The 14,087-nt window shown below is 38.1% G+C and carries 10 protein-coding genes; 8 read left to right on the top strand and 2 right to left on the bottom strand.

Annotated elements, in window-relative coordinates; translation table 11 throughout:
- Nucleotide 1: 1 nt before the first annotated feature.
- The gene (locus H4J69_RS03620) at nucleotides 2-1,189 is read right to left on the bottom strand and encodes a YCF48-related protein (RefSeq protein WP_182213439.1); all 1,188 of its coding nucleotides are present in this window, start codon (nucleotides 1,187-1,189) and stop codon (nucleotides 2-4) included.
- Between the two features lie 150 nt (nucleotides 1,190-1,339).
- Complete coding sequence (locus H4J69_RS03625; RefSeq protein WP_182213441.1) at nucleotides 1,340-2,362, bottom strand: AraC family transcriptional regulator; 1,023 nt, start codon at nucleotides 2,360-2,362, stop codon at nucleotides 1,340-1,342.
- A 160-nt stretch (nucleotides 2,363-2,522) separates the two neighbouring features.
- Between H4J69_RS03625 and H4J69_RS03630 the strand changes: the two genes are divergently transcribed.
- From H4J69_RS03630 to H4J69_RS03665, 8 genes are all read left to right on the top strand, one after another.
- Nucleotides 2,523-4,364: a DUF1302 domain-containing protein gene (locus H4J69_RS03630; RefSeq protein WP_182213443.1), complete on the top strand. Its 1,842-nt coding sequence runs from the start codon at nucleotides 2,523-2,525 to the stop codon at nucleotides 4,362-4,364.
- 29 nt (nucleotides 4,365-4,393) lie between these two features.
- Nucleotides 4,394-5,755 carry a DUF1329 domain-containing protein gene (locus tag H4J69_RS03635; RefSeq protein ID WP_182213445.1) on the top strand — a complete coding sequence of 454 codons (1,362 nt, stop codon included), beginning with the start codon at nucleotides 4,394-4,396 and terminating at the stop codon, nucleotides 5,753-5,755.
- 106 nt (nucleotides 5,756-5,861) lie between these two features.
- Nucleotides 5,862-7,835 (top strand): alkyl/aryl-sulfatase, encoded by a 1,974-nt coding sequence (locus H4J69_RS03640; protein ID WP_182213446.1) that lies wholly within the window; start codon nucleotides 5,862-5,864, stop codon nucleotides 7,833-7,835.
- A gap of 30 nt (nucleotides 7,836-7,865) precedes the next feature.
- Nucleotides 7,866-9,491: a GMC family oxidoreductase gene (locus H4J69_RS03645; protein WP_182213448.1), complete on the top strand. Its 1,626-nt coding sequence runs from the start codon at nucleotides 7,866-7,868 to the stop codon at nucleotides 9,489-9,491.
- A gap of 13 nt (nucleotides 9,492-9,504) precedes the next feature.
- Nucleotides 9,505-9,795 (top strand): DUF1145 domain-containing protein, encoded by a 291-nt coding sequence (locus tag H4J69_RS03650; protein WP_182213449.1) that lies wholly within the window; start codon nucleotides 9,505-9,507, stop codon nucleotides 9,793-9,795.
- Between the two features lie 456 nt (nucleotides 9,796-10,251).
- On the top strand, nucleotides 10,252-12,369 hold the full coding sequence (locus H4J69_RS03655; protein ID WP_182244521.1) for a bifunctional diguanylate cyclase/phosphodiesterase: 2,118 nt from the start codon (nucleotides 10,252-10,254) through the stop codon (nucleotides 12,367-12,369).
- 50 nt (nucleotides 12,370-12,419) lie between these two features.
- Nucleotides 12,420-12,704 (top strand): MazG nucleotide pyrophosphohydrolase domain-containing protein, encoded by a 285-nt coding sequence (locus tag H4J69_RS03660; RefSeq protein ID WP_070374689.1) that lies wholly within the window; start codon nucleotides 12,420-12,422, stop codon nucleotides 12,702-12,704.
- 480 nt (nucleotides 12,705-13,184) lie between these two features.
- Nucleotides 13,185-14,006 carry an RMD1 family protein gene (locus H4J69_RS03665; protein ID WP_259366312.1) on the top strand — a complete coding sequence of 274 codons (822 nt, stop codon included), beginning with the start codon at nucleotides 13,185-13,187 and terminating at the stop codon, nucleotides 14,004-14,006.
- The last annotated feature ends 81 nt before the right edge of the window (nucleotides 14,007-14,087 follow it).

The raw sequence follows: 14,087 nt of genomic DNA on the forward strand, positions 1-14,087 counted from the left end.
CCTATTCCTTAATTGGCCATTGGGTAATGCCGAATTGGCCAGCAAGAATTAATGAGTTTTCTTTAACTAAAATACTAGAGAATGCGGCGCCTGAAGGGTGCTTTTTAATGTTTAATAACGCTAGGTTTTCAGGCGAGAAACTGACAATTAAACCGCCATGTCCCACTAAGTAAGCGTTGCCCTGCTTAGAGAAGTTACCGCCAAGTAAACTGATACCATTAGGTAATTTTTCATGCTGCCAATACGTGCCACCATCAAGGGAGATCATCAAGTTTCCTTGCAAGCCAAAAGCGACAAGTTGTGTTTTGTTATCAATGAAATGGCTACCGTTAGCGGCTCTTTTATCAACATTATTGGTGTTAGCGATAATGCCAAATAAGCTACCAGAATAGGGGAGTGTCATTACTGACCAAGTTTGTCCTACATCATGAGATTTAAAACCTAAGCCATTTTCACCGACAAGATAGAGTTCATCATCTACTGTAGCTATCACCGCATTAAGGTGATAATTGTCAGGATTATCAAGTTGATTATTGATTAACTGCCACGTTTCTCCTTTGTCTGTACTCGTGAGGAGGGTACCGTAGGCGCCACAGGCAAATAAGGTATCATTTGAGGTGTGAGTAACAGAAAGCAGCGGTTTATTTGGCCCTGATATTAATTCTAACTGATTATCTTCAATCGCAAAGGCCAAATCTTCTAGCTGGTAGGTTAATTCCTCTAGTTCATCTTCATCTTGCGTTTGCTTTATCAGCTGTTGTAAGTCTTGATATTGTTGCTTTACCTGTTCTATTTTAAGTTTGATTAATTCAACACCGGTAAATACTTTGTGCCAAGTTGTGCTATCGCTATTTGCTTTGAGAATAACACCATCATGCCCAACGGCTATTTTACTGCCGTCAGATAATATTGTTACCCCAGTAATAGCAACACTGACAGGAGACTGTTGCTGTTGCCAGTTATTGCTATTTTGCCAATTAATAATATGGCCTCGTTCTCCAACCACCAGCACACTGCCATTGTTTGGCGTCATTGCCATAAGTACACTTTGACTTGCCAAAGCGCTTTTTTGGGCGGGTAATGCCAATAAGTCTGCGGAGTTTTTTGCTTGAGCCAGAGTAAGTAATGAACCAAGTAAAGTAACAAGCATTACACTTGTTATGCTAAAGGCAATATAAGGTGTGCGCATAGAAAACCTAATAAGTAAAAAGTTATGCTTATTAGTATTAATGAACAACGCTGACTTGAGAGGTGTTAAACGTGCCAAATGATTATCTTTGCAACACGTGACGTTTTGTTATTAATTTAAAGGCGATGAAGGGGGGTAAATACGCCTTTATTATGTTTTGTTGTGTCGGTAATCACCAGGTGTTTGATTTGTCCATCGTTTAAAAGCGCGATTAAAGTTGCCAACACTTGAAAAACCAACCAAATAGCCAATCTCACTGAGACTTAAATGTTTTTGAACAATGTAATTCATGGCTAATTTTTTGCGAGTACTCTCTAATATTTCTTTATAACTTGTGCCTTGGTCATGTAACTTGCGCTGTAAATTGCGTAAGCTCATCCCTAGATATTCGGCTATTTCAGTTTGTGATGGCGCACCAAGGGGCAATAATTCAAAAATTTTATTTTTAATGACATGACTTAAATCACTCTTATCAACTCTTGCCATAAACTCATCAAGCATTTTCTCATGACTATGGGTTATTAATGGATTACCACACATTAATTTTTCTTTTGTTTGTTTAAGATTAAAGACAATGGCAGTGTGATGGCTATCAAATTCTACCTTACAATTAAAAAAATCATCTAGATAAGATAAATTATAGTTCGGCTTTGAGTAGGCAAAACAGACCTTTTCAGGAGCAAAGTCTAACGTGACAAGCTCCCGAGAAAACCGGACGATAGTTGCTAAAAATGTCTCAACGATCTCTTGTGACAATACAGGCCTGTTGGTTGATTCATACGTAAATATGTTCATTTCAAAGACTAATTGTTCATTAATCTCGTGGTTAATCAGTTGACAAGAGTTCGAAACGACTCGCTTGTAATGAGCTATACGCTCTAATGCATCGTGTAAAGTGTTTGAAGACATCATGGCATAACCCAGAGCATGAAATATTCCTGGGTGAAATTGCTCTGCAATTAAAACAGAAAAATCATGACGAGCTAGTTTCTTATTACAGTGCTCAATGAGTAAAGAGAATTTCTCTGCAGCAATACGAGATTCTTGATCACTTACGGCGTCCAAAGAAATATTACATTCTTCTAATGCCTTTATTGCATCAATGCCATGTGCCTCCATAGCCCTTGATATAGGGATCATCCAGCCGGTTAATGTTGAATAATAATCTTGCATTGCGTTGCCTAACCTTTTGAAGTTGTACCACTGTACGGGTTTTGCACGAAATGACAATAGGTTGGCACATTTAGCGAAATATTAATCTATTGATTGGCGTAATGTGATCAGGGAAGAAATATTACATTACCTATTACAACGATAATAACAGGCGAATAATATGCTAAATAATAACTGTAAAATCAAACCAATAGCTCTGGTTGTTGCTATGGCGCTGGGTGCATCATCTTCGCACGCCGCAGACTTTAATTTTGGTGAAGACAATGACATTCTACTGCAAATAAACTCTCAACTAGATATTGGTGCAAGTTGGAGGTTAGGGGATGCCGACCCTCGTTTTATTGGTAAAACTAATGGTGGTACTGGTTTTACATCGACCACCGATGATGGCAATTTAAATTACGCCAAGCATGATGCGTATTCAAAAATAATTAAAGGTGTACATGATCTTCAACTAAGCCAAGGTGATTTCGGCGCTTTTGTACGTGTGAAATATTGGTATGATTATGCGCTTAAAGACGGCGACGTTCTTCATGGTAATTCTAATAATGGTTTCACGCCAAATACCCCGCTTAGTGATGATGGCTTTGAAAATAATACTAAATTTTCAGGGATCACTTTACTTGATGCTTATATCTATGGCTCATTTGATTTGGGTGAGTCTCCGCTCGATATTCGTCTAGGTCGCCAAGTGGTAAGCTGGGGTGAAAGTACCTTTATTCAAGGGGGAATGAACTCATCTAACCCTTTTGATGTTCCGGCATTACGTCGCCCGGGAGCAACCTTAAAAGAAGGTATTTTACCGGTTGGTATGCTTTACGGTAATTTAGGTTTAACAGAAAAATTAAGTATCGAAGCCTTTTATCAATATGAATGGGAAAAAACCCAAATTGATGGCTGTGGTACTTATTTCTCTGGCGCAGACTTTGCGGCAAGTGGCTGTAACTTCGTTTCTATTGGTCCCTTTGGAGATCAAGCGGGTTTGTCAGCAGGTTTTGCTGCAGAGCGACAAGCTGATGTAGAGCCCGATGACGGTGGTCAATATGGTGTTGCTGCGCGTTATTATGCAGAAGAACTAAATGACACCGAGTTTGGTTTTTATTATATGAATATTCATTCTCGTGTTCCTTTAATCAACGCTATTCGTACCAGTGTCCCTTTAGCAACGGGAAGTCCAACACCCGTTTTTGTTCCTAAAGCATTAGATCCAACAGGGGGGGCTTTAGCCGCACTCAATCCTGGTTACAACATTGAATTTCCTGAAGATTTAAAGTTTTTTGGAGCCAGCTTTGCCACAAATATTGCCGGTGTGGCTTTATCAGGCGAAGTTTCTTATAAGCCCGATACCCCTATTCAAATCAGTGGTCCTGAAATATTAAATGGCGCGTTATCTGAATCACCTGTTTTACGCTTTAGCCCAAGAGTTACCGCTGTTGGTTATGGTGAACAAGTAAAAGGTTGGGATGAATTTGATGTTACCCAATTACAAATGACGGCTATTCAATTTTTTGAAAATACCTTAGGTGCTTCTCGCATTACCGTTATAGCCGAAGTGGGGGTTATTTTAACCGATGGTGTTGAAGACTCAGACCAACATTATGGGCGTAATTCAGTGTTTGGTTTAGGTGACTTTGATGCTGGTGGTGGCTTTAACTGCACTAACTTAGTGGCTGCCGGTGCCTTATCAGGGGATTGTCAATCAGATGGTTTTGTCAGTGACAATGCGTGGGGCTATCGAATGAAAGCGATATTTAATTATAGCGATGTTTATGCCGGTATATCATTAAAACCTAGCGTTTTTTGGGCTCATGATGTTAGTGGATATTCGCCAGACCCAGGCCAACAATTTCATGAAGGTCGTAAAAACTTAGGCTTTTCTTTAGAAGCTTCCTATCAACAAAAATATACCATGACGTTAGGTTACAACAACTATTCAGGTGGTAGTCACAGTAATTTAGAAGATAAAGATCTCGTCTCGCTGTCATTTGGCATTTCATATTAATTATATTACAAAACATTAAGAGAATTATGATGAAAAAATATATTACAACAGCAAGTTTACTGATGTTATCACTAGCGACCAGCGCTGTCTTTGCAAAAGTAACTTCAGAAAAAGCAGAACAATTAGGTAAAAATTTAACACCTTTAGGTGCTGAAATGGCGGCAAATGCTGCTGGAACGATTCCCGCATGGACCGGAGGGCTGACCAGTAAAAATACCACAAAAAGTGCAGATTCAGGCCGTCCGGCTAACCCGTTTACTGAAGATAAGGTTTTGTTTGAAATTACGAGTGCTAACTTTAGCGATTACCAAGCTAATTTAAGTGCCGGTCAAATCAATATGTTTGAAAAATATGCAGACTATAAAATGCCTATTTATAAAACAAGAAGAACTGCAGCTTACTCAAATGAGCTTTACGACATCGTTAAGAAAAATGCCACTACCGCTGAATTAGTGCAGTCAGGTAATGGTATCGCTAATTTTAAAACTACGATCCCGTTTCCGCTTGCTGAAAATGGTTCAGAGGTTATTTGGAATCATATAACCCGTTATCGTGGCGGCACGGCTAAACGTTTCTTAACCACTATTCCAGTGCAAGCTAATGGTTCATTTGTACCGGTTAAAATGAATGATCAATTAGTGTGGCCAGAGTTTTTACAAGGGGGACGTGATGATAAAAAAGATGCCAATATTTTGTTTTATTACTTACAACAAATTACCGCACCATCGCGCTTAACTGGCACAGCATTATTGGTTCATGAAACGATCGATCAAGTTAAAGAAGCCCGTAAAGCTTGGGTTTATAACGCAGGTCAACGTCGTGTTCGTCGTGCACCTAATGTGGCCTATGATGGACCGGGTGCTGGAACGGACGGCTTAAGAGCGACCGATAACTACGATATGTACAATGGTGCGCCAGATCGTTACAACTGGAAATTAATTGGTAAAAAAGAGCTTTATATTCCATATAACTCTTATAATTTACTTGATACGACAGCTAAATATGAAGACATTATAGAAAAAGGTCACCTTAATGCTGCGCACTTAAGATATGAATTACACCGTGTTTGGCAAGTAGAGGCAACATTAAAAGAAGGTGCTAGACATATTTATGCAAAACGTACTTTCTTTATTGATGAAGATACTTGGGGCGCATCTGTTATTGATCAATATGATGGCCGCGGCGAGTTATGGAAATTATCAGAAGCACATAACATTCAATTTTATGATGTTGATACACCGTGGATGGTTGCTGAAACCTTACATGACTTAAACTCTGGACGATACTTAGTTACCGGTTTAAGTAATGAAGAGCCAACCTTTATGGTTTGGGGAGAAAAAGTTAAAAGAAAAGACTTTTCTACTTCAGCATTAAGACGTTTAGGTCGTTAATTTATGTAAAATTAAGCTAGCTGGTTAATATTTTTAATGCATTATTTTTCATCAATGTTAGTCAATATTAATCAGCTTTTTAGTAAAATATTAAGGGAGAAAAATCATGTTAAAGCAAGGCCTTTCATTTTTTGGACTTTTATATTGCCTGCTGTTCATTTCGATAGGTTCTGCTCATGCCGATACTGCGTTAAAACCTGCCAGTAAATATACTCTGGCTCTCCAAAATGAATTACTAGAAAGCCTACCTTTTAGCGATAAACTTGATTTTTCTTTAGCTGAAAAAGGTTTAATAAAACGGCCAGAAAAATTACTCATCAAAGATGAGCAGGGCAATGTTGTTTGGGAGCTAGGTAATTATAAATTTTTACTTGATGATAATAATATCGATACCGTTAATCCCAGTTTGCTACGCCAAGCTAAACTAAATATGACTTATGGCTTATATCAAGTCACTGAGCGGATTTATCAGGTTAGAGGTTATGATCTTGCCAATATTACCTTTATTAAAGGTGACAGTGGTTGGATTATTTTTGATCCCTTACTTACTGCGGCGACTTCTAAAGCGGCCTTTAAACTAGTAACAGCAGAGCTTGGAAAATTTCCGGTAAAGGCGGTTATATACAGTCACGCCCATGCCGATCACTTTGGTGGTATTAAAGGCGTTGTTAGTCAAGCGCAAGTTGATTCAGGGGAAGTGCAAATTATCGCCCCACGTGGTTTTATGGAACACGCGATTAAAGAGAATATATTAGCGGGTAATGCGATGACACGCCGTGCTACTTATCAATATGGTAATGCACTTGCTAAAGGGGCTAAAGGCCAAGTCGACGCTGCGATTGGTAAAGGGCTATCGACAGGTTATATCGATTTAATTGCACCGAGTAGAGAAATATTGGCTGATGAAGAAACCCTGATTATTGATGGCATTGAAATGGTCATGCAAAACACTCCAGGCACAGAATCACCAGCAGAAATGAATACTTATTTCCCACAGTTTAAAACCCTTTGGTTAGCTGAAAATGTCACTGGAACATTACATAATATTTATACCTTACGTGGTGCTGAAGTACGTGACTCACAGGCGTGGAGTAAGTTTATCAATAAAGTGATATACCGTTTCGCTCATGACAGTGAGGTAATGTTTGCTTCGCATTCTTGGCCAAGGTGGGGTAAAGAATACATTATTAAAGTCTTAAAAAAACAGCGTGATATGTATGGATACTTACATGATAAAACCTTAAATCTTGCTAATAAGGGTGTCACCATTAATGAGATACACAACCAACTAGCGGTTCCTGATGTCTTAGCGCATCAATGGTATAACCGCGGTTACCATGGTTCTTACTCTCATAATGTTAGAGGTATTATTAATAAATACTTAGGCTTTTATGATGCAAATCCCGCCAACCTTAATAAATTGAGTCCAGCAGAGTCTTCAGGCAAATATATTGAATTAATGGGCGGCGCACAACAGGTGTTATCTCAAGCAAATATAGCCTTTAATAACGGTGAATATCGCTGGGTGGCTGAGTTGCTTAATCATTTGATTTTTGCTCAACCAGAAAATGAACAAGCAAAGTATCTTCAAGCTGACACCTTAGAGCAATTGGGTTATCAAGCTGAGAATGCCGGTTGGCGTAATAGTTATTTAGCTGCTGCTTTTGAACTGCGCCACGGCATACCTAAAGCAGCAAAAGCCACTAAAGCTGGCCCTGATATGATCAAATCGATGAGCAGTGAATTAATTTTTGATTTTTTGGGGGTGCGTCTAAACACCGATAAAGCATTGGCGCACCACTTTAAAATTAATTTTGTCTTCCCAGACCGTAATGAAAAATTCTTAGTTGAGCTGAGCAATGCACATTTAAATAATATTGAAAATATTCAAGCAGCACAGGCAGATTTAACCGTCACGATTAATCGCAAAGATTTAAATCTTTTGTTGTTAAAACAACAATCATTTGGGCAACTGGTTAAATCAGGCAAGATGAAGCTCGATGGTAATGGCAAGGTATTTGGTCAGTTGCTGATGATGATGGATGATTTTCCTTTCTGGTTCAACATTGCTACTCCGTAATAGCATAAAATAAATTAAGAGCGTTTTATTATGAATATTAAAAAAAATATCGGTAATGAATTTGACTATATTATTGTTGGCGGAGGCTCAGCAGGTTGTGTGTTAGCGAACCGATTAACTGAGAATGGTAAGTTCACCGTCTGTTTATTAGAAGCCGGTACCGATAACAATAGTATGTTAGTCAATACGCCAGGAGCATTTTCAGCTTTTATGTTTTTGAAAAAATTCAATTGGAGCTTTAATGCTAAAGCTAAAAATGATATTCGTCATGGCAAACCACTTTTTGTGCCGCGTGGCAAAGGCTTAGGCGGCAGTTCAGCGACCAATGCCATGCTTTATATACGTGGACAAAAACAAGACTATGATCATTGGGCAGCACTCGGTAATGAGGGTTGGGCATTTAGTGATATCTTGCCTTATTTTAAAAAGTCGGAAACCAATAGTCTTGGCGAAAGTGAGTTTCATGGTAGTAAAGGACCATTACAGGTTACCTCACGGCCTGTTCTTTATGACATTAGTAAGCGTTATATTACAGCAAGCCAACAGGCTGGTTTTAAAGTGACTGATGACTTCAATGGTGCTGACCAAGAAGGTGTTGGTTATTACCAGTGCACCATAAAAGAAGGTAAACGATGCTCTGCCGCCCATGCGTATTTACTGCCGGTGATGTCTCGGCCTAACCTTAGCGTGTTCACTGGTGCACAGGTAAGCAAAGTGCTCCTAAAAGATAAAGAAGCCTATGGTGTTGAGGTTTATATTGAAGGTACAAAAAGTATATTAACGGCTAAAAAAGAAGTGCTGTTAAGTGGCGGTAGTATCGCTTCACCACAGTTATTAATGTTATCAGGCATTGGTGATAAAAATGAACTCGACCAGCATGGCATAGCGTGTTTGCATGAATTGAAAGGTGTTGGCAAAAACTTACGAGAGCATGTCGACGCCTGCATATTAGTTAAAAGCAAAAAAACAGACGGTTTTACACTGTCAGTTACCGGTTTGCTAAAAATGCTGCCAGATACCCTTAAATATATCACCAGTAAAAAAGGTAAACTTGCTAATAGTATTCTAGAAGCGGGGGGCTTTATTAAATCGAATGACAATGAAGATAGACCTGATATTCAATTACATATGCTGCCTTTGTTATTTGATGATAATGGCAGAGACTTGAAGCTGTTATCACAACATGGCTTTTCATGTCATGTTTGTATTTTGCGCCCAGAAAGTACCGGAACCGTATCGTTATTGTCAGCCAACTATCAAGATGCGCCAGAGATAGATTTTAACTTTTTTTCTGATGTTAATGGAAAGGACAAAGCGGTGCTCATTAATGGTATGCGTCAATTGCGCAAAATATTAAGCGCACCGGCATTAGCTGAGCATTATGATAATGAAATGCATCCAGGAAATGCGTTTGAAAGTGATGAACAAATTTTTGCTAAAACCAAAGAACGCTTAGGTTTAGTTTATCATCCAGTGGGTACCTGTAAAATGGGTAACGATGAAATGGCTGTGGTTGATAATAAATTGAAAGTCCACGGTATTACTAATCTCAGGGTTATTGATGCTTCTATTATGCCAACACTTATCAGTGGTAATACAAACGCACCGACCATGGCTATCGCAGAAAAAGCGGCAGAGATGATGTTAGTCAATTAATGAGGAGAAAAAAATGCTCAGTACCATTATAATTATGCTTAAAATGTCACTTACCGTTTTATGGATATTAGCCTTGCTAGGTCTATTCTCGATATCACCTTTACCTACAGAATATCAATTTTATCTGTTAGCCTTAGCTATTATTGTTCTTTTAGTGCACTTTATTGAGTTTTTTGCGATGAAAGCTAATTTTAAAAATCACAGTAAGTCAGAAATGAATTTTCTACAAACCATGCTGTGGGGCTTTGGCTATTGGCTACCGATACTTAAACATTATCAAGAGCAAGCAAAGCTAATAAAATAGCTATTTGCTTTAAATAGAGTGGCAACATAAGGATCACAGTTAGTCAGCAGGTTGTGATTTTTATTATTGTTCAAGATAGACCTGTACACTAAGGTCACTAAGGTCACTAAGCACTTAACCTCGTTCGCAGAAAAATAGCTCGAATTACGCTCTGTTTTATTAAAATAATTATATTTTAATAAAACAATTTTTACTTTTCTAAGGGATCGCCCGCTGGCCAGTCAATAAACTGGCGAGTATCTGCGCACTTGACATCCCTTTAGCCTAACCTTATATTTAAAACACTTTGCCTTGAAACAATCAAGGTTGCCTAAAGAGTCTCAAGTGCAATATTTGGGCAGGCGAAGTCTCCAATATCGATATAAAATAAACGTATAGTAAAGTGTATTACTTGCAACTTCCGGTAGTGTTATTGAATACCTTTTGCTTGAATTGTCCAACAAGGAACTATGTTAAATGGTGTTTGAACAGGATCAAAATACTACAGCGTTAGATCAATTCGAAGTAAATTCCCATGATATAGAGATGTATCTCGATGTGGTTTTTAATAATCACGACGATCCTATATTCGTAAAGGATAATGAATGTCGATTGTTACTCGTTAATGATGCTTTTTGCCAGGTTTTTAACTTAACTAGAAACGAAATCATCGGAAAAACACTCGCTGAAACAGTACCTCCAAGCGAGCGTGATCATTTTTTAGCAATTGATAGGTTAGTACTGGATAAAGGGGAAGCGATTTTAAGTGAAGAAACCCTGACGATTAATGGCTCAGAAACTAGAGTTATATTAACTAGAAAGAATCGCTTCATAGATGGTAAAGGTGACTATTTTATCGTCGGTGTCATTAATGATATTACCAAACGAAAACTAGCCGAAGAAGAATTAAAACTCGCTGCCAGTGTTTTTACTCATGCCGGTGAAGGCATCATGATAACCGACGCCAAAGGGATCATTATTAATGTCAATAATACCTTTGTCACTTCAACTGGTTATAGCGCTGTTGAGGCGATTGGACAGAAGCCGAATTTTTTACAATCAGGAATACACCCTGCCGAGTTTTATAGCGAGATTTTGCAAGTGCTGCAGAGTAAAGGGGCGTGGTCTGGTGAAATATGGAACAGTCGTAAAAACGGTGAAATTCATGCTGAAATGCTTAATATTAGTTCAGTTAAAGATGTTGATGGTCAAATAAGTAACTATGTTGGCTTATTTACTGACATCACTCCAATGAAAGAACATCAAACTCAGTTAGAGCATATTGCCCATTATGACGTACTGACTAACTTACCGAATCGGGTGCTACTGGCTGACCGATTATCTCAATCTATGTTGCAGTGTAGCCGCAATATGCAAACACTCGCCGTGGTCTTTTTAGATTTAGATGGCTTTAAACTTGTTAATGATGAGCATGGTCATGATGTGGGTGATGAACTGCTGGTTGAAATTTCCATACGAATGAAAACGGCACTTCGCGAAGGTGATACTTTAGCCCGTATCGGTGGTGATGAATTTGTTGCGGTATTAACTAATTTAACAAAGGTTGAAGACTGTGAGCCGATATTAGATCGCTTGTTATTAGCCGCATCTGAGCCAGTGACCGTTAGTAACATCGTGTTAAATGTATCAACCAGTATCGGTGTAACACTTTATCCACAAGACAGCGTTGATGCTGACCAACTTATGCGCCATGCTGACCAAGCCATGTATGTGGCTAAAGAATCAGGTAAAAATCGTTATCACTTATTTGATACTGCGCAAGATGATGCGGTTAAAACACAACAGGAAAGCCTTGAGGCCATTCGCAGTGCACTCGATAACCAGCAATTTGTGCTTTATTATCAGCCCAAGGTTAATATGAAAACAGGGAAAGTGATTGGTGTTGAAGCCCTTATCCGCTGGCAACATCCCTACAGAGGGTTATTAAATCCCATCGACTTTTTGCCTATTATTGAAAATAATCCGATGAGTATCGAAATGGGCGAATGGGTTATTGATACCGCACTAACACAAATAAGCCAATGGCAAAAATTGGGTCTCGACCTTCCAGTTAGCATTAGCGTAAATATTGCCGCGGTTCAATTACAACAGCCTGACTTTACTCAGCGATTAACAACTTTACTAGCAGCGCACCCTAATGTTAAACCTTGTTATTTAGAACTAGAGGTACTGGAAACCAGTGCCTTAGATGATGTTCATCATGTCTCAACAACCATGCTGGAGTGTATCGCATTAGGCGTAAGCTTTGCCTTAGATGATTTTGGCACGGGGTATTCCTCCTTAACTTACTTGAGACGGTTACCCGCAAACTTAATTAAGATAGATCAAAGCTTTGTTCGAGATATGCTGATCGATACCGATGATTTTGCCATTGTTGAAGGTGTTATCGCCTTGGCTAAATCATTCAAACGTGAAGTTATTGCTGAAGGTGTTGAAACGATTGAACATGGTAAGGCGCTGTTGCAACTAGGCTGTAATTTGGCACAAGGTTATGGCATAGCCAAACCTATGCCAGCGCATGATGTGCCAGCATGGGTCAACAATTGGCGACCAGATGCGAGTTGGCAACTGTAAGTACTAAATATGTACGATAAAAGACAAATTTAAAAAAATAAGTGAAAAAAATGAAGATTAACGAAATAGCAGAGAAGAACTATCTTTGGGTAGAAAAAATGGGTTGGCATAATAAAACAACGCTAGAAGCATTAGCCCTTGTTGCATCAGAAGTCGGTGAGGCTATTAATGAATGTCGGCACGAAAAACCTAGTGATGCCTTTGGCGAAGAGCTTGCCGATATTATCCTAAGAGTGCTAGATATTTCCCATTGGCAAGGAATTGATATTGAAAACGAAATTTTAAAAAAAATGAGCAAAAATGAAATCAGAGGCACTAGAGGAAGGCTTAAATAAATTAAAGACTAATACTTTTTCTAGTTACTTTCGCTGCAAGTAAACGCTGACATTTAATTTATTATAACGTGCAGTAGCAACCAAGTTGTTGCTGTTAATTTAACCTACAAAGAACATCCTCTTTTTACAAATTAAAAAATCACTACATCTTTTAACCATTCTTGCAAAACTCCCAGCAGATATTCATTTCGCTTGTGTCTTCCGCTTAGTTTAAGTCCTATTTTATTTTTAAAGCTAAAAATATTAACTCAAATAGAGCAAGTTTATCGCCATTATATGCGCCGGTAAACAACTAAACGATATCAATTTTTTTATCAGACTGATTAAAAAATTGATATTGAGTATTTCTATTAATGGCGCAGAATCTAGCAAATTTAGTTAGTGTTCATCAATAAAACTTTTTTGTTGATCACTAGTGACTAAATTTTTTAATGTATTTTAAATCGAATAAAAATCAGACAACCACTTATAAGAGCAATCATGAGTAACTTAATGGCAGGTAATGAAGTCATTTTTAGCGACGATAAATTATCAGTTTATAATTTTGGCGATAATTTTTTATCAGAAAAATCGAATATAGATAAACGCTTTTTTGAAGGCGGTACTCGTTATAGAGACGCTGTACAAATAATCGTGGCAACGGGAGAGTATTGGATATTTGACTATGGTGTAGTGGTTTTTTGGGCGGTAGCCGCAGGTGAACGTCAAGTATTAATCAACCGACTTAAGAGTGATAACACCCCTTACATTGAAAATATTGAAGAACATTTACGCTTTACTTTTTCTAATGAACTGATCATTAAAAAAGATACCATAGTACTACCTGATAACGATCCGTTGACACGTCTGGCGATAAGCCATGCGTTAGCGCAATCTAACAAGTTGATGGAATTTGAACTTCAAGCGCAAAATAAAATAATGGATTATTCTCATATTCCTGAAGAATTGGCTAAATTAGGTAAAATATCAATTAGCCAAAAAGAAATCGCTAAAATTAGAGGTACGCTACTGAGTACTAAAAGCGATATTATTTTACATTATGGATTACTTGATACCCCAGATTTTATTTGGGAATACCCTGAATATGAAGCGACTTACGAACGTATGGCGCGTTATATGGATATTCATCAACGCGTGGAATTATTATCTAAAAAGCTCTCGACCATTCATGAACTATTTGAAATGTTAGCGGCTGAACAAAAGCATCAACATTCATCATTTTTAGAATGGATTATTATCGTGTTAATTGGTATTGAGATTGTTTTGTTTCTTGTTCAAGAGTTGAAAAGTTTGGCGAGTTAACTCGCCAATTTTTATTGTTAATATTTACTTTTTTAATGTGGGTTTTAAGTTAGTCAGCAGGTAAGTTATTGAGTGAAAATA

The organism is Colwellia sp. BRX10-9, assembly GCF_014077405.1.
GTDB lineage: Bacteria > Pseudomonadota > Gammaproteobacteria > Enterobacterales > Alteromonadaceae > Colwellia_A.